The 20,446-nt window shown below is 60.8% G+C and carries 15 protein-coding genes; 10 read left to right on the top strand and 5 right to left on the bottom strand.

Annotation, left to right across the window (positions count from 1 at the left end; translation table 11 throughout):
- Nucleotides 1-111: 111 nt before the first annotated feature.
- Entirely contained in the window at nt 112-360 is a 249-nt protein-coding gene (locus ACMDCR_RS32460) for a hypothetical protein (RefSeq protein WP_413990562.1), read from the top strand.
- Between the two features lie 30 nt (nt 361-390).
- On the top strand, nt 391-1,161 hold the full coding sequence (locus ACMDCR_RS32455) for an SDR family NAD(P)-dependent oxidoreductase (RefSeq protein ID WP_413993786.1): 771 nt from the start codon (nt 391-393) through the stop codon (nt 1,159-1,161).
- Between the two features lie 23 nt (nt 1,162-1,184).
- Here the strand turns inward: ACMDCR_RS32455 and ACMDCR_RS32450 are convergent, their stop codons facing one another.
- The gene (locus ACMDCR_RS32450) at nt 1,185-1,913 is read right to left on the bottom strand and encodes an SDR family NAD(P)-dependent oxidoreductase (RefSeq protein ID WP_413990561.1); all 729 of its coding nucleotides are present in this window, start codon (nt 1,911-1,913) and stop codon (nt 1,185-1,187) included.
- A gap of 101 nt (nt 1,914-2,014) precedes the next feature.
- The gene (locus tag ACMDCR_RS32445) at nt 2,015-3,190 is read right to left on the bottom strand and encodes a mandelate racemase/muconate lactonizing enzyme family protein (protein WP_413990560.1); all 1,176 of its coding nucleotides are present in this window, start codon (nt 3,188-3,190) and stop codon (nt 2,015-2,017) included.
- A 749-nt stretch (nt 3,191-3,939) separates the two neighbouring features.
- On the opposite strand from ACMDCR_RS32445, the gene ACMDCR_RS32440 reads away from it, so the two are divergent.
- From ACMDCR_RS32440 to ACMDCR_RS32425, 4 genes are all read left to right on the top strand, one after another.
- Nucleotides 3,940-5,283 carry a tyrosine-type recombinase/integrase gene (locus ACMDCR_RS32440; protein WP_413990559.1) on the top strand — a complete coding sequence of 448 codons (1,344 nt, stop codon included), beginning with the start codon at nt 3,940-3,942 and terminating at the stop codon, nt 5,281-5,283.
- Nucleotides 5,280-6,068 carry a hypothetical protein gene (locus tag ACMDCR_RS32435; RefSeq protein WP_413990558.1) on the top strand — a complete coding sequence of 263 codons (789 nt, stop codon included), beginning with the start codon at nt 5,280-5,282 and terminating at the stop codon, nt 6,066-6,068. The genes ACMDCR_RS32440 and ACMDCR_RS32435 overlap by 4 nt, the downstream gene beginning before the upstream one ends.
- Nucleotides 6,069-6,176: 108 nt before the next feature.
- Nucleotides 6,177-6,413, top strand: coding sequence for a hypothetical protein (locus ACMDCR_RS32430; RefSeq protein WP_413990557.1), 237 nt, complete (start codon nt 6,177-6,179; stop codon nt 6,411-6,413).
- Nucleotides 6,413-6,730 carry a helix-turn-helix transcriptional regulator gene (locus ACMDCR_RS32425; RefSeq protein ID WP_413990556.1) on the top strand — a complete coding sequence of 106 codons (318 nt, stop codon included), beginning with the start codon at nt 6,413-6,415 and terminating at the stop codon, nt 6,728-6,730. Before ACMDCR_RS32430 ends, ACMDCR_RS32425 begins: the two co-directional genes overlap by 1 nt.
- A gap of 153 nt (nt 6,731-6,883) precedes the next feature.
- On the opposite strand, the gene ACMDCR_RS32420 is transcribed toward ACMDCR_RS32425, so the two are convergent.
- From ACMDCR_RS32420 to ACMDCR_RS32410, 3 genes are all read right to left on the bottom strand, one after another.
- A complete protein-coding gene (locus ACMDCR_RS32420; RefSeq protein WP_413990555.1) occupies nt 6,884-7,195 on the bottom strand; it encodes a hypothetical protein in 312 nt (103 codons plus the stop codon).
- 1,766 nt (nt 7,196-8,961) lie between these two features.
- The gene (locus ACMDCR_RS32415; protein ID WP_413990554.1) at nt 8,962-10,047 is read right to left on the bottom strand and encodes an MT-A70 family methyltransferase; all 1,086 of its coding nucleotides are present in this window, start codon (nt 10,045-10,047) and stop codon (nt 8,962-8,964) included.
- A 3-nt stretch (nt 10,048-10,050) separates the two neighbouring features.
- A complete protein-coding gene (locus tag ACMDCR_RS32410) occupies nt 10,051-10,821 on the bottom strand; it encodes a recombinase family protein (RefSeq protein ID WP_413990553.1) in 771 nt (256 codons plus the stop codon).
- Between the two features lie 480 nt (nt 10,822-11,301).
- Between ACMDCR_RS32410 and drmD the strand changes: the two genes are divergently transcribed.
- The 4 genes from drmD to ACMDCR_RS32390 all read left to right on the top strand — a co-directional run bounded on the left by drmD (nt 11,302) and on the right by ACMDCR_RS32390 (nt 20,436).
- Nucleotides 11,302-14,445, top strand: a complete 3,144-nt coding sequence (gene drmD / locus ACMDCR_RS32405) for a DISARM system SNF2-like helicase DrmD (protein ID WP_413990552.1) — start codon at nt 11,302-11,304, stop codon at nt 14,443-14,445.
- An 8-nt stretch (nt 14,446-14,453) separates the two neighbouring features.
- Nucleotides 14,454-18,395: an Eco57I restriction-modification methylase domain-containing protein gene (locus tag ACMDCR_RS32400; RefSeq protein ID WP_413990551.1), complete on the top strand. Its 3,942-nt coding sequence runs from the start codon at nt 14,454-14,456 to the stop codon at nt 18,393-18,395.
- 417 nt (nt 18,396-18,812) lie between these two features.
- Complete coding sequence (locus tag ACMDCR_RS32395; RefSeq protein ID WP_413990550.1) at nt 18,813-19,919, top strand: helix-turn-helix domain-containing protein; 1,107 nt, start codon at nt 18,813-18,815, stop codon at nt 19,917-19,919.
- A 7-nt stretch (nt 19,920-19,926) separates the two neighbouring features.
- The gene (locus ACMDCR_RS32390; RefSeq protein ID WP_413990549.1) at nt 19,927-20,436 is read left to right on the top strand and encodes a hypothetical protein; all 510 of its coding nucleotides are present in this window, start codon (nt 19,927-19,929) and stop codon (nt 20,434-20,436) included.
- Nucleotides 20,437-20,446: the final 10 nt, after the last annotated feature.

Raw genomic sequence — 20,446 nt, 5'->3', positions numbered from 1 at the left:
CGCCTGTTGAGCCTTATTGGCATCCGGGGATAGACATCAGGAAGGAAACTATCGCGCGTCTTCGTTGACTTCAGCAATTTCTACTTCACGCTCACCGGTCCCGGCCTGCCGATGGTGCTTCGCAACACCGTGATCCTGGTGGCGATTCCGCTTTTCCTGACAATCTCCCTCGGAGTCTTCATCGCGGTCGTGTTCAACGATGCCTTTCCCGGTCGGTGGCTGACCCGCCTCCCGGTGGTCGGCCCTTTCTTCGTGATGACGGTCGTCAGCGCGCTGGGCCTCGCCTTCACCGCCATATCACCAAGAATCGCAAAATTCTTTGAAACCAATGCGTTAACCTGGATGACCGCTCCTGCCTGAACACATCTTCCTCTAGAAATGGGAATGACCATGTATCTTGCGAAATACAAGCTCGACGGCCGGACAGCTTTCATCACCGGGGGTGGGCGCGGCATTGGCCTCGCCTCCGCCGAAGCCCTGCTGGAGGCCGGCGCCTCGGTGATCATCTCGGACTACGACGCTTCGATCCTCGAATCCGGCCAGGCGGCGCTGCGCGAGAAGGGCCACGACGTCGAGGGCGTGGTGCTGGACGTCACCAATCCGGAGGCGGTGGCACAAGCCGCGAAGGAAGCGAACGCGAAGCGTCCGGTCGACATCATGGTCGCCAATGCCGGCATTGCCTGGCCGGACACGCCCGGCGAAGAGATGGCCAACGATGTCTGGCGCAAGGTCGTCGATGTCGACCTCAACGGCGTGTTCTGGTCCTGCCGCGAATTCGGCCGCCCCATGCTCGAGCGCGGGCACGGCTCGATCGTCACGCTCGGCTCGATGTCCGGTCTGATCTCCAACAAGCCGCAGCGCCAGGCCCAGTACAATGCCGCCAAGGCTGGCGTGCATCACCTCACCAAGTCGCTCGCGGGCGAATGGGCGGAGCGCGGGGTCCGGGTCAACTGCGTGGCGCCGACCTATGTTGACACGCCGATGTCGCGCTCGGGCTTCACCAATCCGGTCATGATGCCGGTCTGGATGGAGATGACGCCGATGAAGCGCGTCGCCCGCGACGACGAAATCGCATCCACCATCCTGTTCCTGGCCACCGACGCCTCCAGCGCCATGACCGGCGCGGTCGTGGTGGTCGATTGCGGCTATACGGTCTGGTAGGGGGAGGCTCGGCGTCGCGTCTGTCACAAATTCGCCAGCAGCCCGCCGTCCACCGGCAGCAGGATCCCCGTCACGAACGCCGCCTGGTCTGAGGCCAGGAACAGTGCCGGCCCGACCAGGTCTTCCGGCTGGCCCCAGCGGTCCATCGGTGTGCGGCTCAGGACGCGGTTGTAATGCACGGGATCAGCCCGTCCCTTGGCGGTCTGCTCGGTGACGATGAAGCCGGGCGCGATGGCGTTGACGCGGACCCTCTGCGGCGCCCAGGCGAGCGCCAGCGATTTCACGAGCTGGGCGAGGCCCGCCTTGCTGGCGCCGTAAGCCGGGATGATCGGGCTGCCGAGGATCGAATACATCGAGGCGATCGCCACCACCGCCCCCTGGCTGGCGGCGAGCTGCGGCTGGAATGCGTTCGCGAGGTTGAGCATGCCGACGAGGTTGACATCAAGGACATGCCGGAAGCCCTCATTCGTCCATTCCGTCTCGCGGCTGCCCATGCCTGCACAATTGACCAGGACGTCGAGCTTCGGCATCTCCGCTGACAGGCGCCGGGCCGACGCCTCGTCAGTGACGTCGAGCTGGCGGTAGGGGTAGCGGTCGACGTAATCCTCGATCGGCGTCTTCTCGATGCCGGTGATGGTGACCTCGGCGCCACAGGCGGCAAAGCCGTCGGCGATATGGGCGCCGATGCCGGCCCTGCTTGCGCCGACTACGAGGACGCGGTGGTTGCTGAAATCGAATTGCGGCTTGGCCATGATACTTTCCTGGGAGCGCGGACTTCCAGTCCGCTCTTGAAACGGTGTGTCCTGAAAAGAGTCGATGCGTTTGAGTACGATCGACACACCAATCCTGCGCCTTACCCCTTCGGCGGCCGCGCCCGCACCGCCTTCTCGTTGACTTCGAGCCCCCAGCCCGGGCCCGTCGGCACGATCAGCTCGCTGTTCTCGATCTTCGGTGTGTCGGTATAGAACTCGTCGCGCCAGGCGACGCTGTCCATGTCGATCTCCATGATGCGCAGATTCGGCACCAGGGCGGCGAAATGTGCGCTCATGATGGTGGAGAGATGTCCGTAGAAATTGTGCGGGGCGACATTCATCTCATAGACCTCGGCCATGGTGGCGATCTTCACGGACTCGCCCAGCCCGTTCCAGACCACGTCGATGATGGCCGTATCCATGGCGTAGTTCTCGAAATAGGCCTTGAAGTCGCGCCGTCCGACCAGCGTCTCGCAGGCGGCGATCGGGCAGGGCGCGCCGCGGCGGATAAGCGCGAGCGAAGGCGCGTCATGGGTGTCCATCTCGAGCCAGGTAAGCTTGAAGGGCGCCACCGTATCGGCCACGCGCCGGAAGCCCTCGGTCTTGAAGTGGAAATTGATGTCCAGCATCAGCCCCATCTCGGGGCCGACAGCCTCCCGGATCGCGCCGAGTTGGTCGGCGACGCCAAGGAGCAGCCTGTTGTCCCAGTTGAGCTCGGGATGGCCCGACGTGCGGCCAAAGCCCGGATTGAAGGGCTGCAGCTTCTGGCCATCGAAAGGGAGGATATTGGTCTTCAGCGCCTTGAACCCCGCCGCCTTCACCTCGGCAGCCTGCTTGGCGAGGTCGTCGTAATTCTTCGGTTCCGGCCCAGAGAGATACTGCGGCGTATAGACCCGGTAGGTAGCGAAATGCGACCAGTAGACCGGCACGCGCTCGCGCACTGGCCCGCCGAACAGGGCACAGATCGGCACGCCCAGCGCCTTGCCACGGATGTCGAGCAGCGCGTTCTCGATCGCCGCGATGGCCTGGTGGTTGAGCCCGCCCCGCGACTGGCGGCTGTTCGTGTTGAGATGCGCCCAGATGAACTCGCTGCGCATCGGGTCGAGCCCGATTACCAGCGGCGCCAGAGCGCGGATGACCTCGGCGAGGCCCCGGCTGCCGAAGCTCTCATTATATTCGGACCAGCCGACGATATCGCTGTCCGTCGTAATCTTCACAAACGAAAAAAGTCTCCAGCCGGCATCCGCCTGCAGCACGTCGATCGCTTTGATCTTCACCTGGTATCCTCCCAGAACCATCGTCAGGCACCGCTCTTGGGCGGCATGCAACAGATCCGGGACGAGGTTATCGTGGGTGTATACCGGATACAAGTATGTAACATACGGCCAATACTGCGACGCCTGAAAGCCTGAACCCATTGACCGTTCGTGAATGGTCTTCCTTGAAAGGCAGATTCGCGGCAAATGGGCTGATCATCGTCTTCGGATGTGCAGCCGCGGATATTGGCCCAACCTATACCCTTTCAAATGGGAAGATGTTGACGGGCGATGGACCGGCCCTAATGAAGGCGTTGTCGGCAGCAGCAGGGGTCTCCCTTGTGGCGGCCGTCCAATTGCAAACCCTTGTGGAGAACGGGTACCTACATACCGTTGACAGAGGGCCGTTCGTCGGTCCAACCTATCTATTCAGACCCGACGGAACACAGATCCAGAATGCAGCGAGCTATTGATGGCGGCGATACCGCAAGCGAGCGCCAAGACAGGGGGAAATAAGCCGTTCGGTGCTTGAGGGAAGTGGTGCCGCTTGCGTGACTCGAACACGCGACCCCATCATTACGAAACATGAGACTTATAGCCCTCGTGAGCCATCATAAGCCAGTTTGCGCCCTGCAAACCACTGTAATTTCTAGACTTTCGTTTCTCTCAACGCTATCACAAGCCCGCATGAGCCAGCACCCCCGTGCGTCCCCGGTACGTCCTGGGTGATGCCTATGGCATGTGTTCATGTCAAATTTGGAGGCTAAGTGGTGGCAGAGCGGACCAAGCTGACGGCAAAGCGGATCGAGGCGCTGGCGAAGGACGCAGGGGAGCGAGAACGCTTTGTGCGGGACACAGAAAGTCCCCTGGGCATACGTATCCTGCCGGGCGGGAAGATAACATATATGGTGCGCTACCGTCTTGGCGGGCGTGGCAGTCCCGAGCGGCGCTACACCATCGGTCCGGTGGACAAGGTGAAGCTGAAAGAGGCGCAAGAGATCGCCCTCAAGGTCACATCCTCGGTGGCAGCGGGGGGTGACCCGCAGGCCGAGAAAAGGCGCAAAGCACTGGCCCCTGCCGGGGAGTTGGTAGATGCCTATATCGCCAAACAGCGGCAGGCCGGCATCACTAATGTCGAGCAGAATGCCTCCTGCCTACGGCGCTATCTACTAGAGCCACTTGGCCAGAATATCGATATCGCCGGCCTTGCACGCGCTGAGTTGATGGAGCGAGTGGAGGCAGTGAGAAAAAACAAGCCTGGAGCAGCCAAGGCCTTTAGGCTTCAACTCCATGCTCTGCTAGCCTTCGCTCTCGATCAGGGCCGGGTGCCGGCGAACGTTCTGGCAGGAGGGCCGCGCGAACGGCGGACACGGGCCGAGCGCCTTCGGGTGGAGAAGACCAGACAAGGGCGCCAACTCACCATGGAAGAGATCGCAGGCCTGTGGCAGGCCACGCTGGACGCGCGGATCCCGGTTGGATTTGGCGGCATGGTGCGTTTCCTTTTGGTGGCAGGCACACGACGTAATGAAACCGCGTTGGCGCAGCTCGACTGGCTGACACGGCATGCGGAACATAGGGGAAATGATAAGCGCCCGTTTGCTCACCCGGCTGCAACTCTCCGCATCCCGCCTGCCACCACCAAGAACGGGCAGGCCCATTTCATCCCGCTGCCGGAATTTGCTTTGGCGGTTATTGATGGCGTCCCGCGCCTTCATGACGAAATGCATCTGTTTCCGTCTTCCCGGCTGGGCGCCCCGATTTCTGGGTGGAGCAAACTTTGGCCTCGTCTGTTGAACGTAGCGAGGGAATACGACGTAGAGGGACCGCTCACTCTGCATGACTTGCGCAAGACGGCTCGCTCACACTGGTCCCGGCTTGGGATCGCGACCGTAGTGGCGGAGCTGATGCTTAACCACCGCTCCCAGAGCACGCTGGAAGCTATCTATAATTTGGAAGCTCATGAGGCAGCGCGCGCTGACGCTATGGCGCGCTGGTGTCAGGAGATCGAAAAGGCCGTCAGGGAGGCAAAACCGGCGAGGGTTGAGTTCAAGGACAAAGGCGCGCGCGAAAGGGGTATCAAGTCTTCGGGTGGCAGACGAAGGAAGGCGGGATGAGCACGGAGGGTGGTGTCAGCCAAGAGGAAACGGATCGCTTCCTTCTTGCGGAATTGAGTCGGCGATTTGCCGCTGTTGTAGATGCGCTGGGGAGAGACAAGGTTCACGCTGCGATAAGCCGCCAAGTGTATCCCGAGGGATGTGGAGGGCCCATACCAGCGGAGATCCTTTCCTCCAACTCTCCTCTCAAGGATGGCGATGTGGAGGTAGCAATTATCACCGAGGCGTTGGCCCTACTTCAGCCTGTGATAGGGCGGGATGCGTTTCGTTTAATTGCCGCCGATCTTAGCCGCATCAGGAGCGGGTCTCCTCTTCCCTCCGTACTTGCCAGTGGCATTCGTCGCGCCAAGCATGACAAAAAGTCGGAGGATGTTTTGGTAGCGACGGTGTGGTGCTATGCGGCGGCGCTGCATGGGGGAAAGAAGTCGAACGATCCTGTGCGGAAGGAGGAGATTGGTAGGCGCCTTGGCTTGCTGGGCTTCAAGAAGCCCCCGCAGGGCGCTGAAGAAATCGAGATCGCTGTGTTTCGTGGGGCAAACATAGGGGTTGAGCTTCGAACATGGCAACGCCTCAAGCAGGCTTGTAAATCGCTGAGTCCGATGGTCAAGATCGTGGAATTGATGTTTCAATCGTGCAAGCCGTCACCCGAGCTGATGCATGAATTCTTCTCTGGTGGGGGCGACCAGGAAACGCTGCAACACTATCTAAAGCTCGGCGACAGGAGCCATGAGCAGGTGCTAGCAGAGGTCCGGGGGATGTGGCGTCGCAGGCAGCCACGCCGCTGACGGCACCGCCCTGTCAACGGCAAAATCTGCGCCTGATTTTGTCGGTTATGAGCCGTCGTCAGTCTGCTCCCATCGGGCCATCGATATCACCCGATAGGAGTTACCACCTTGCACACCCAATCCGCTTACGACCCACCCGGTATGCCGGTCAGCAAGTTCGTCCAGCAATATCTGGACGGTCGCTGGGAAACATTCGTTGCAGGTATGCTCACTGGTGAGGTGCCGGATGTTGCCCTCGTGGCAGACGTCCCCACCATCACGCCGCAAGCTTTCCGCTTGTGGGAGCTGTGCGCCTCCCGAAAACCCAGGACCTTTAATCCTGCTGCAAGTGTGGAGGCCTTCTGATGACCGCCCGCAGCCCCAAACTCCTCCTTCCTTCTATCCCGGCAAACACGACGGTGGCTTTACTCGGGCCCGATGGCCTGGATGCCTTGGCCGACAGCATCGCCCAACGGCTGCGCCCGACACTCGCTATGGGAGCTGACGCTATCCTAACCCCGGCGGAAGCGGCCCAGACGCTAGGAGTAGCGATTGCGACCCTTGAAAGATGGCGCTCCCAAGGGACGGGGCCGGCTTACGTCTGGCTCGGCCGGCGGAAGATTGGCTACCGCATCGGCTCTGTCCGCGTGTGGGTGCAAGACAACCACAAAGACAAGAAGTGAGACGCCGCCCGGTTAGGGACCGGACGGCGCGGTAGGGTCATGTCCTTTGCCTGACAGACCACTATCATAACCGATCTGAACGGTCCCGATCAAGTTGGCGGCTCCTAAGCGGAGCCTCGCATGCACACTATCCTCAGCACCCCTCCCCAACCGTTATTCGACCTCGCCATCCGCCGGGTCGAGCCAATCCACCGCGGGGGGTTGATTGCACATCTCGATATCGAGATTGTCGGTCTCAACCTTCTGCTCCGTGAGTGCTCGCTGGTCTGCACTCGCCGCGCACAGCAGTTTGCCGTTCTGTTGCCGAGCCGAGCCCGCCTGGTCCGTGGCAAGCCCGTTTATATCGATGGCAAGCTTCAGCGAGATGCAGCGGCGGAATGGACCAGGCGCAGTGATGCCACGTACTTTTCGGAGGCAGCTCTCGCTGTTGTTGGCCGCGATTACCCCCGCTTGTTGGCTAATCAAATCGTAGAGGCGCCAAGATGAGCGGTAGAAAAAGGAGCGTTAGACATATCGGCCGATCGGAAAAGCGAACTCGCTACTACGCTATCCAGGATTGGTTCATCAAAACGGACGCATGGCGTAGCCTTAATACCGTGCAGCGCTGCGTTTATATGGAGCTTCTCTTTCGCTACAATGGTGCGAACAACGGGAGGATTTCGCTCGGTGCTCGTCAAGTCGCGACCGAACTGCACATAAGCAAGTCAACTGCAGCGACCGCTTTTCGTGTTCTAGAAGAACGGGGGTTTGTAGCTATTGTCAGGAAAGGTCACTTCGCGATCGCGGACCATCTGCGAGCCGCAACTGAATATCGACTAACAGAGTTCGACTGTAACGGTAAGCTCCCAACAAAGGATTTTGAACGATGGCGCCCTAAAGAAAACTAATCTCCCGTACCCGTAGTTGGACCATACCGTCCCTCACCTCGGACTCGACCGTACTTCCCGCCGGACGACAGGCATGTCAACTTTAGCCTGACCGTCCCTGTGGCAGGACTATTAGAGGCATTTTTCTCAATAGAGCGTACCTGTAGCTGGACACATATAGGTTACCATTACGCGGGGCGGTGAACATGTGCAGTTGTGGCCCAGCCCTGGGAGCCGCTAAGGTCGCCGCCGCGCCAAATACGACCAATTCGAATGTTAGAAAGGACGTTGATAGGATCTAATTTGGCGGCGGCCCACGACACTTGGCGCAGGGGGTCCATCCAAGCAACGGTTTATCAACTCGAAGTGGCCTGGACGGCACGCGCTGAGACTTCCGCACATCTGGTCGAGAGGCTTGCAAGCCAATAGGATCTGCCAGGTTGCCTCTCCGGGGTACTCGGAACATGATGTCAGTTCAGTCAGTGGCTCTTCGCGGCGCGGCATCTCCAGTTTGGCAAAACGGGTTGGAAGCCATGTGGCAGACGCCTCGTTGCGAAGCTATCGCCCGCAGTACCGGCAAACTCTGCAGACGTGAAGCTATGCGAGGGACAAACCGGTGCTGCAAACATGGCGGTATGTTTTTGTCGGGTCGTCTTTCGCCGACTTACACGGGGCGAAAAGCGCTCAAGAGGCTCGTAGCGGGTCTCATCAATACAAGGCGCTTAAACGTTCTTTTCGAAAGTCGTGGTTTCCGTTTCGCCAACTGGCAACGCAGGGCAACTGTGGTGGCGGAAGCTCTGCGGTCACGCGAGGAGGGTGATCCGAGCATCGTTATCAACGCTCTCCAGTCACTTCGTATTCCCCCTAGATCGCTAGGTAACGACCTGGACAGGGTGGTGCTAGCCTACGCGGTGATACACGGGCAAGCTAAGCCGCCCTGGGGGCCATGCTAAAACCTGTTGGAATTTGTGGAAGCCTCGGAAGTTGCTCTTGTCGCAAGGCCAGAGTGTTTGCATTTTGTCGCCATGACTAATGATGGGCGCCAAGAGAATCGACCAGCCCTTCATGTGGGCGATACTCCAAAGGATTTGGAGCAGAGTTCTCCTCGCTTGTCGCCGGGATCTATGGCGTTAGCGCGGGCTGCCTTGAGACAAGGCGAACTTTGGGGGGACCAAAGCTTGATCGCCTTCGCCCGTGAACGTCTAGCCCAGCAGGGGGCAAACGAACAACTGGACTCAGCCGGTAGCGTCGCGGCACCTACGCAGGCTCTGCCCCCGCTTCGCTGGAAGCTTGCGCTGATTGACGGCCAGTTCGTGCCTATTGGTCCTGCTTAGGGAATAGCCATTACTTGCTCAAAAGGAGTTCTCAGGCCGAGTCTTCAAGCTTGTGTGATTCACTTGCCAAGTCGAACTCGTTACCCCACGCATCCCAACCAGGGATTGGCGACCCTCGGCGATTCAATTCGACCTTGGGGACGTTTGGAAACATGCGCTCGATAAGCTTCCGGACTTCGGCAGGCTTGGCGGAATGCTCGCCCCGAGGGACGCTCAAGATTGAAGCGGGCTGCTCCCCTGGCGCCGGGGCGGGCATATGCCCCCGGGTACCGATAAGCAACAGTTCGTGCTGGTTCCGAGCCCAATAGCCAGTGCCGGGCCGCTGCTTGTCCCAGATAATATGGGATTTGTATGCAAACCCCCAGGCCGCCATGACCTTGAGTGCTTGAAGCAACATGGGCGCGGTCGACCAAAGAAACAGTACGCAGTCTTCTGCGGCGATCGAGGGGACATCGCGGGCGACTATGGCCTCAACGCAGGAGGTTGGGTAGTGATTGTCGGCTGAGCGGTCCATCCCGCTACTACGCGAATACGGCTCAAAACGCCATTCCGGGTCTGCGTAGATCACCCCATAGCGTTTTTTTGGGAGGGCTTTAATTCTGCCAGCCAGTACTCTCTCTCGATCGGCACGCAAGGCCTGTTTTTTGGCTGTACTGAAGACTGGACGATCATCCCTGAACAGTATGCGTTCGCGGTTGTTGACCAAAGCTTGGGCGAAGGCGATATCGTCCAACCCACTAGCCTTGCGGGCAGCCTTAGCAAGGTTCTTGTTGATGCCGATCTCAGCCAGGCTCACGCCCCAACCAACCAGGGTTCCGGAAACCCCGGTTTCCGCTTGAGGCCGTCTGCCGCCTTTGGACATGTGTCCGGCCTGTCTGAAGCTGTCCATCATCTCTCCGAGCTTGCGCTCAGCTCTCATGCGGACCTCGCTGGCGTCGGCTTCCAAACCTCGATTCCTCGCCTGCTTCGCGTAGGCTTGCATGGCTTTGGACTTGTCCTGGATCTTCGCCACTTCGTCGACCGTGGCAGCGACGGCGAGTGCGCGACACAACTGGTCGTAGCCCACCAGACCTAACTCTGCCGCCGGATTAACGATCGCAAGTCCCGTGTGTGTCATGGCCTATATTCCCTCTGTCGATGACGAGATAGGCCCGAGGGGACCCTTACGGGCCTTCCTTGGCTTCCGATGCAGCATGTCCTTGATCGCCTGAGCGCCATATGGCCGGCCTTTACCGTTGAGATGGCCGGCCTCAGCCAGCCAAGCGCTGATACCCCGCAGAGAGAGGCTCTGCCGCTTGCCCCTGCGGATGGCAAGGGAACGCGCAAGCGCTACAGTTTCTGGAACAGTCTCGGCATAGGACTTTCGACCCTCCACCTTAAGACCGCGAGAGCGTTTGCGTTCTCGGGCGACCTTCAGCTTATGGACAAGCCTGGCCTTCTCAAGTTGCGCGAAGGCACCGGCAATCTGGCGCATCGCGACCTTGAATGGATCGTCTGTCACGGTGAGATCGTCGCCGGTGGCGGTCAGCACAGTGACCCCTAATTCGAGAAGCGACAGTATGCCTAACTCCTGCGTGATCAGGTCGCGGGCGAAGCGAGATGCGTCTTCTACCAGAACTACGCGTACCCCATTGTTTTCAATACGGTCCAGCAGCTTTGCAAACCCCGGCCTGCTTTCAATGGGATCGGCGCCGCTGACGGCTACGTCACAAAAAACTTCAACAATCTCCACGCCCGCTCGCCCTGCGAAGGCCCCGATCGCCCCGATCTGACGATGGTGGCTATCCTTGTCTCCGCCGCTGTTTGCAGCACTCGATGTGCGGAGATAGGCAACCGCTTCGGTTCGGGCCTTGTGGCTACGACCAACAAGGGAATCAGGATGATAAACCATACATTTGTATAGAACGAGTGTCTGTATTTCTCAAGAAATACAGACAAGCAGATGTTTAGATAACCCGTTGGCGCGATGTCACGGCTGCGAACTGCCGATATTGGAGCCTTGGCGTCTGCTGGGACAAAGTGTCCGCGGGCTCTTGCACCCTATTCGCATGCTAGGCGCAGAGCCTGGCCCTCGGAACAGCTCTCAGGGTGATGCAACACATCAGGCAGCGCGCGCTTACTACGAAATGACCACCCTCCCCCCGGCATGCACCAGGGCGCTGCCAACGTCTTTCTATCTGACGCCCCGACAAAATTTGCTCTACGGTGGGCGGGCTGGGAAGCTGGTGCAGCAGAATACCCTTGAAGCATCAAATTCCGTGATCGCTGATGCCTGCCTCAGAGCCAACTGGGGATATGAGTGTGTTCACGATAAAAACCGCATTTGCTTTTGGCCAAGTGACTCGCTCATTTAAATGCGTGGGGGAATCAGGTGGGAAGCGATATCTCAATACGGCCGGGCGACTTTGTTCGAGCTCGATCAACCACTTGGATTGTCGAGGGGCTGGGCAAGGCTGAACATGTGACTACGATTGACTTGGTTTCGGTCGAGGACGACTCCCAAGGAGATGCAATTCGCCTGGCCTTGAAGGCAGAGCTTGATCTCGAGCCGATCGATACGTCGGACTGGTCGAATTTGCTCAAGAACACCTTCGAGAATCCTCAGCGCCTCGGTGCACATCTGCGCGCCACCGAATGGCGTACCGCCACATCGGCCGACCGCCGTCTGTTTCAGTCGCCGTTTCGCTCCGGTATTCGGCTTGAGCAATACCAGCTGCTTCCCCTCGCAAAGGCGCTCGAGCTTCCTCGCGTTAACCTGCTGATCGCGGACGATGTAGGTCTGGGCAAGACGATCGAGGCCGGTCTCATCGTCCGCGAGTTGATGCTACGCCGACGCTTGAGCTTCGTGGTCGTTGCCGCGCCGGCGTCGATGCAGTCGCAGTGGCACGACGAGCTTTCTCAGAAGTTCGGCCTCGACTTCACCATCGTCGACCGCGAATACCTTCTCGAGAGCCGGCGTCGGCGCGGCTTTTCCGCAAATCCCTGGAGCATCGGGTCACGGTTCATCGTCTCGCACAGCGTACTGGCGGACGAGACCTATATGAGCGGTCTGCGCGACATCCTTGGTTCCTATCGGGCGCGTTCGATGCTCATCCTGGACGAAGCGCATCACGCCGCGCCGGCGGGGGGGCTCGCCTGGGCCACTGAGTCACAGCTGACGCGCGCAGTGCGAGAGATCGCAACGCCGTTCGAGCACCGGCTGTTCCTGTCGGCCACCCCGCATAACGGCCATTCCAACTCCTTTTCCACGCTCCTCGATATTCTCGACCCACAGCGCTTCACCCGCGGCATCGATGTCAGCGCGAGGGATCTCGAGCCTGTTATGGTCCGGCGACTGAAAGAGGATTTGCGTCGGCTTGGGCATAAGTTTCCCGAGCGTTTGGTCGATCCGATCGTCATCGATGGGTTGCCGTCCGATGCACCCGAGCTAAGACTGGCGATGATGTTGGACGAATATCGGTCCGGCAACATGGGTGGCAGCCGCGCCCGGTTCATGTTCGCCAACCTGCAGCAGCGCCTATTCTCTTCGATCGCAGCCTTTGACCGGACCCTGCGGACGCATTTGCGGGCGCTGCAACGCCGCCAGGAGAAGCTTGTGAGCGCCGAAGATACTGCCGAAGATGTGATCGAGAGCGACGATCTCATTGAGGTCGTGACCGACGACGCGCGCGGCGAACTCGGCGATATCAATGCGGCCATTGCCAATGTCGAGGCGATGCTGAAGATCACCTTGGCACACCGGGATCAGCCCGACCAGAGGATCGAGAGGCTTCTCGACTGGATCGAGGCCGAAATGCTGGACGGGAAGCACGCGTGGAAGGATCGCCGGTTGATCCTGTTCACCGAGTGGGACGACACGCGGCGCTGGGTGGTCGAGCGTCTGGAGGAAGGCCTTCTCCAGCGTACCAAGGGGCGTGCCGACCTGAGCGGTCGCATCGTGAGTTTCACCGGCCACACGAGTCTGGACGAGCGAGACCGGATCAAGCAGAACTTCAACGCGCCGTTCGACAAGGCGCCTATCCGCATCCTCGTCTGCACCGACGCTGCCCGCGAAGGCCTCAACCTCCAGACGCGCTGCCGCGACCTCATCCATATCGACCTGCCATGGAATCCATCCCGGCTCGAGCAGCGCAATGGCCGTATCGATCGTAAGCTGCAGCCTGCCGCCACGGTGAGCTGCCGATACTTCCTCTACAAGCAGCGTATTGAGGATCGCGTGCTGGACACGCTGATCCGCAAGACCGAGATCATCCGCAAGCAGCTGGGCACGGCGGGCGAAGTGCTGCGACGGAAGATCGAGACGCGCCTCGCGGAGGGTGGGATCGCACGCGCCGACGCCGCCCGGCTTGCGGACGAAATCGACAATGTGAGCGACGATGGCGTCGGCGCAGCGCAGCGGGATCTCGACGACGAAGCGGATCGCAGGATCAAGCGGCTGAAGGAAGAGCAGGACTGGCTGCAGCGGAGGCTCGAGGAAGCGCGCCAGCGCGTTGGGGTCGCGGGTTCGGACGTGAAGCGGATCGTCGAGATCGCTCTGGCCGACGATGGCACCAGGCTCGAACCTGGACATTTCGCCGTTCCCGAAGCGCTCACGCTGGATCCGGCGTCGCCCGCCTTCGCGAAAGATTCCACTTGGGCCGTGCTGTTCGACGAGCTGCGTACCGGGCGGCCCCCTCGCCAGCGCGACCGGGCTCGGTGGCGGCGCGAGACGCCCATGCGCGGGCTGGTCTTCGACCCGCCTGTGCTGGCCGACGGCGAGCCGGAGCCGCAGGATATCGTCCAGCTGCATCTCGAACACCGGTTGGTGAAGCGGCTGGTATCGCGTTTTGCTTCCCAGGGTTTCCGCACGAATATTGGCCGCGTGACGGCGATCGTCGGGGAGGGTGCGCAGCCGCGCGTTGTGCTGATCGGCCGGCTGTCGCTGTTCGGACCGGACGGGCGGCGATTGCATGAGGAGATCATCCCGGTAACGGCCGCCTGGCGCGACGTGCGCCGGGATACCCTTCTGGAACCTTTCGGCGATACTGGAGAGGCGAGCACGATCGCCCAGCTCGAAGAGGCGCTGCGCACCTCGCGCTCGCCCAGTGACGGCGTCATTGAGCGACTTCGGCAGTCGGTGGACGCCGACATTGCCGATCTCAGGCCACCTCTCGAACGCCGCGCCACGGCCGCGGAGGCCGCCGCAATCAGGGATCTGGCGGAGAACGGCGAACGGGAGGCCAACGGGCTGCGCGACCTGCTTGAACGGCAGATCAGGCGCGTTCGCGAATGCATGCGCGATGCCGAACCGCCTGCACAGCTTTCGTTCGATCTCTACCAGAGCGATGAGCAGAAGCAGCAGGCCGAGCGTGAGCTGCGGCAGTTCGAGTCAGACCGCCGCTCCTGGGACGACAAGCTCGTGCGTCTTCAGAAAGATCTCGACAGTGAGCCGCAAAAAGTCCGCGGTAACTACGTGGTGGCGGCGCGCCAGCTTGAGCCGATCGGGCTGGTCTATCTCTGGCCCACGACAAGCTGAGGCAACAATTGGCACCGGGCGATATCGACGAAACCAGCCAGTGGCTGAACTATCTGCAACCCGAGGGCCTGGTCCTCGGCGCCAATGTGCTGCGCAACAGCGGACTGACGCCGCTGCGACAGGGGCCGCTCGACACCGAAGCGGCCGCGCACGCCCTCGGTCTACCGCCGACGTCCGCGCGCGAGGACGACAGGAATTTTGTGCTGCGCGATCCGTGGCGCTTCGTCCACACGCTACTCGCCTGGCCAGCCAGATATGTTGCGGGGGCGCCGGGCGGTCCGGCGATGCCGCCGGGGCTTTCGCGCACACTGCCGGAGCATGGCACGCTCATCGAACCGCACATGGCGCTTCTCTGGCGCGAAAGGGAGGAGGAGGCGGACGTGCCGGTGCAAGCGCTGGTGATGGTCCATCCGGATCTCGATCCCGATGCGCGCGGCCAGTTCGGCGCCGACGAATGGGAGGCGAGCCCGCATCAACGGCTGGAACGGCTGCTGCGCGAGACCGGCGTTGGCACTGGCATCCTCATTGCCAGGAACACGCTGCGGCTGGTCCATGCTCCGCGCGGCGAGACGGCGGGCTGGATCACCTGGCCGCTGGCAGCGCTAGGCCGGGTGGAGGGCCGGCCAATGCTGGCGGGCCTGAAGCTCTCTCTCGGGCGGAGTGCCTTCTGGACCGGAGCGAACGAAACTCGGCTGAGGCATCTGCTGAGGCTGTCGCGCGAGGCCCAGAATGAGGTTTCCGAAAAGTTGTCGAGCCAGGTGCTGCAGGCGCTCTACGAGCTGCTGCGCGGCATGCATCGCGCCGATCTCGCGCGCATCGAGGCGCTGGCAGCGAACGATCCGCACCACCTCTACGAAGGGTTGCTCACCTGCCTGATGCGGCTGGTGTTCCTGCTCTATGCCGAGGACCGCGACCTGCTGCCGACCCACAAGGACGACGGACTGGGCGAATTGTGGGAACAGGGCTACTCGATCAAGACACTTTATTCGCGCCTGCTCGACGACGAGGCGCTGAACCCCGACACCATGGACGAGCGGCGCGGCGCCTGGGGGCAGCTACTCGCCGTGTTCCGGCTCATCCATCGCGGCTATTCGAACTGGGTGTCACGGCGCGGCGGCAAGCTGTTCGACCCCGACGCCTTCCCCTTCATAGAGGGGCGGGGCTCCGCCGCCGACGCTGTCGAGGTGCTGCCGGTGTCGGACGGCACGATCTTGCGAATCCTGCATGGGCTGATGACCGTCGAGGGGCGCGGCGTCGATAGCGCGCGCGTGCGCGAGCGGCTCTCCTATCGCTCCCTCGATGTGGAAAGCATCGGCTCGGTCTACGAGACGGTAATGGGCTTCACCGCTAGGCGGGCCGGCGAGCGCATGATTGCGCTGAGGGACGAAAAGAAGCTTCCCAACTTCATCGGTCTCGAGACCCTGCTGACGCAGAAGCCGGCCGACCGGCAGAAATGGCTTAAGGACCAGTCGATCAAGCTCACGGCGAAACAGGCCGCCGCGGTGAAGGTGGCGAAGGATGTCGAAGCGTTGATCGAAGGGCTTGGCAACACCGTTGACGAACGCGCCTCGCCGAGGGCTATGCCGATCGGCGTGGGCGTGCCTTATCTGCAGCCGACCGACGAGCGTCGCCGCTCCGGATCGCACTATACACCGCGCTCGCTCACTGAGCCGATCGTGCGCCACACGCTGGAACCGGCGTTCGAGAGCATCGGCAACAATGCCTCGCCAGAGGCCGTGATGTCATTGAAGGTGCTCGACCCGGCCTGCGGCTCCGGCGCCTTCCTCGTCGAGGCCTGCCGCCAGCTCGGCGCGCGGCTCGAGCAAGCTTGGGATATGCACAAGGCGGAAAAGCCGACCATTCCAGCCGACGAAGACGAGGTCATCCATGCGCGTCGGCTGGTGGCGCAACGTTGCCTTTACGGTGTCGACCGCAATCCATTAGCCGTCGACTTGGCGCGCCTGTCCCTCTGGCTCGCGACGCTCGCTCGCGAGCACGAATTCACCTTCCTCGATCATGCGATCAAGGCGGGAGACAGTTTGGTTGGGCTGACGCAGCATGAGATCGAAGCGGCAAACTGGGATGACAGCAAGCCTGGTCTGCCCCTCTACCGGCAGTTGATACGCGACGAGGTTCGAAGTGCACTTGAAGGCCGCGAGGCCATCCGCTCAGCGCCCGACGACGTGACCCGAGCCATTCAGGAGTCGCGACATCGGCGCGTAGAGGAGAAGATCGAGCCAGCGAGGCAAGTCGGCGACGCGGTGATCGCTGCATTCTTCTCTGCTGACAAGGCGAAAGGTAGAGAACAGGCGCGCGCCAAGGTCGAGAGCTGGATAACGGCATTTGTTCGCCCCGAATGGGACAAGATCGAAATCGTGGCAAAGCGCTTCCGCGCTGAGCAGGGATGGCAACCATTTCATTGGCAGATCGAGTTTCCGGAAGTGTTCGTGCGGGACAATCCGGGGTTCGATGCGATCGTGGGAAACCCACCGTTCCTAGGAGGGGCGAAGGTCTGGGCGGCCTTAGGGACGGCGTACCCCGATTGGTTGCGATCAATTCACCAGAACAGTGGGGGCAAAGCGGTCGATCTCGTTGCTCATTTCTTTCGGCGCTCCTTCTCGTTGTGCCGAGAACGAGGTTTGATCGGCTTGCTCGCTACAAAGACAATCTCGGAAGGCGATACTCGGCTCGCGGGTCTTAGCTGGATTGTGAAGCAAGGGGGTTACCTGCGTCAGGTTGAACGGAATTTTCCGTGGCCAGGCGAGGCGTCCGTCGTAGTCTCATCTGTAGTCATCTCCAAGGGCGTGTCGGGTCCCTGTATGATAAACGGACGTGCTGTTGCAGCAATAAACTCGCAGCTTTTCGAGGGGGACGAAATAGACAGCCCCATACCGCTCAAAGCCAACGGAGCGAAGGCATTCCGAGGTGCAGACACTTATGGCTTGGGTTTTATTTTCGCAGACGAGGGCAACGAGGAACACGCCGGCACGTTGGCCGACGCCGCTCGCATTCTAAAAGAGGGCGCGGGCATCACCGAAGTCCTTTTGCCCTACATAGGTGGTGACGAGGTCACGAGTAGTCCCAGGCATCAAAGCGTTCGCTGGGCAATCAATTTCAGAGATATGTCTCTATCCCAGGCACAGAGGTGGCCAGTGCTTTTTTCGATAGTTGAAGAGAAGGTTAAGCCGAAGCGGGCTCATCTTCGTGGCTACGCTGTGGCGGAGAGGCGCAAAAAATTCTGGTGGCAGTATGGAACGGATACTCCAGCTCTGCGGGCGGCGACAACTGGACTTCATAGCGTAATGGCCATTTCTCAGACCACCGCACATATTGCGTTCGCACGCTTGCCCCGGAACGTAATCTTCAGCCAAAAGCTCATAGTTATAGCCGCGAAAGCATTCGAGCCGACATTCGCGGCAATGCAGAGTCGGGTCCACATGCTATGGGCATTGCGCTGGGGCTCACGACAGGGAGAAACCCCCGTGTATAGCCCACCCGAATGTTTCGAGACTTACCCGTTTCCTATCGGCTACGAGACTGACGACGCGCTCAAGGACATTGGTAAGGCTTATCACGACCACCGCGCCGAGCTTATGATCGCCGCTAATGAGGGCATGACCAAGACATACAACCGCTTTCACAACGATAACGAGACCAGCCCAGCTATTCAGCACCTGCGGGACCTCCACAACGAGATGGATCGCGCTGTGCTGCGCGCCTATGGCTGGGACGATCTTGCCGAGACGCTCAAGCCCGAGTTCCTCGCCGAAGACTCCGAAGACGATCACACCTACCAGGGTCGGTACTTCTGGCCCGCCGCCCAACGCGACCTCGTCCTCTCCCGCCTCCTCGCCCTTAATGCCGCACGCCGTGAGGAGGAACTGCGCCAAGGCCTGCACGAAAAGGGGCTCAAGCGTATGCAGAATGAGGAGGATGAAGACTACGACTAGAACGCGATATGACTAAGCCGCCCTACCTTCGGCCGAACCGATTGGCAGATGTGATTGCGGGCATCCTATTTTTGTTGCTCAAAGTGCGCTCGAGGCAGTTATGCGAAAGGTGGGTGCATTACTTCTACGGTGACCCGTCGAGGGCAGACAACTGCCGTGAGGTATTCTACGAGCACCCGAAATTCTTCCGAAAGTCACCTGACTTTGAAGATCACTTCTCGCTGATCTGGCGCCGCGCCTCATCCACCGCAAGGAGGATCGGCTTCTATCGAAACCGGCACACTCACTCCCTCGTAAGGAGCAGTCTAGCGTCCGCCGGGTCCGAGTGCCTGATGCGCTTGAATTGGCAAACGACCTAATGCAAGAAAATCTTGCAACTTCAATTCCGCAAGACTAGATTGATTGCCGGAGGTTCACATGACCACGACCATCGGCGCGCGCATCAGGGCGCTACGCGAGCAGCGCAAGCTGTCCCAGGAGGCCCTTACCGAGCAGTTCGGCTTCAATGATCGCCAGACCCTGTCTGCGATTGAGACCGGCGAACGTAAGGTCTCGGCGGATGAACTGCTGCGCGCTGTCCGGATCTTCGGAGTGTCCCTAGATTACTTCACTGACCCGTTCATGCTGGCTGGGGAGGGCCGCTTCTCCTGGCGCCAGACCGGCGTCGACAGCGACAGGCTTCGCGGCTACGAGGAGGCGGCCGGTCGATTTATTGCGGCCTTTCGCGTGCTCGGACGGCAGGTCGGTCACCAGCCGCCGCTGATCCGGCCGACGCTGAGCCTGACGAAGCAATCGAACTACGCTGAGGCCGTCGCAGCCGGTGAGCGCTTCGCGGCCGAGTTCGGCTTGGGTGATGTGCCCGCCCATCGGCTCGCCGAGATCATGGCTGACAGGCTCGGTATGCTGGTACTGATGGTCGACCCGATTGAGGGCGTGTCCGGTGCGGCCTGCCAATTGCCTGAGTTGGATGTCGTGCTCATCAATCGCAACGAAATCGCCGGGCGGCGGCATTTCGACCTCGCCCACGAACTCTTCCATATCCTTACCTGGGAGAAGATGCCGCCCGAGCATATCGAGGAGACAAGGCCGACAAAGCGTAATCGCGTCGAACACCTCGCCGACAATTTCGCCTCGGCCCTGCTGATGCCGTCGGCGGTGCTGGACCGCTTCGGCGACTGGGCACAGTTGGCCGACGAGGCGTTGGTCGATCGTCTAAATGTAGTGGCTGACGAGCTGCTGGTGACCTCGCAGGCCTTGCGTTGGCGGCTGTTCGGCATGGGTCGCCTGGACCGCACACAGAACGATGCTATTTCGGATGACAGCCTGAGGAACAACGGCAGGATCAAGCCAGAAAAACAGATGCCACCAGCGCTCTTCTCGAAGCCATTCGTGCAGATCGTCGCGACCGCCCTCGACGAGGGCAAGACGTCGATGCGCCGGGTGGCCTCTATCGTCAATGTCGCGATCGACGATTTTGCGGCTCTCTTCGCCGCGCACGGCGTGGAAGCGCCGTACGAGTTGTGATGCTGACATGGCACGCCACAGCGGTCCCGTCCTCGTCGACACCAACGTCATCATCGAGTGCTGGCGCATTGGCGCGTGGAAGGCGCTGACTGGGGCATATGCGGTAGAGACGGTGGCCATGTGCTTCATCGAGACCCAGACCGGCTTCCAAAAGCGGCGCCCGGAAGAGCAGATCGACAGCACGGTCATGGCGATGACGCTCAGGCAGGTCCACCCCGTCGGGGCTGAAGAGCTTGCCAGCGCACTGGTGCGCGATCCCGAGATCGGGTTCCTCGATCCCGGTGAACAGTCGCTCTGGGCCCATGCCATAGAACGCAAGGATGCCTGGGTGCTGTGCGGCCCGGACAAGGCCAGCCTTCGCATCGGCATCCGCATGGGCCTCAGGGATCGTCTCATGTCGCTAGAGCGGCTACTGGGCGACGCCGGCTTCCGGCCCAGGGCGGGACTTAAAGTGGCTTACACCCAGAAGTGGCTGGAGCAGACGCTGGCACAACTGGCGCAGTTCGAGAGGAAATGACGCGGTGGAC

It is taken from the genome of Labrys okinawensis, assembly GCF_047345005.1.
In the GTDB taxonomy this organism is placed as follows: Bacteria; Pseudomonadota; Alphaproteobacteria; order Rhizobiales; family Labraceae; genus Labrys; species Labrys okinawensis.
The sequence above is the reverse complement of the archived record's forward strand: the minus strand, read 5'-3'. Positions and strand labels throughout refer to the sequence as shown.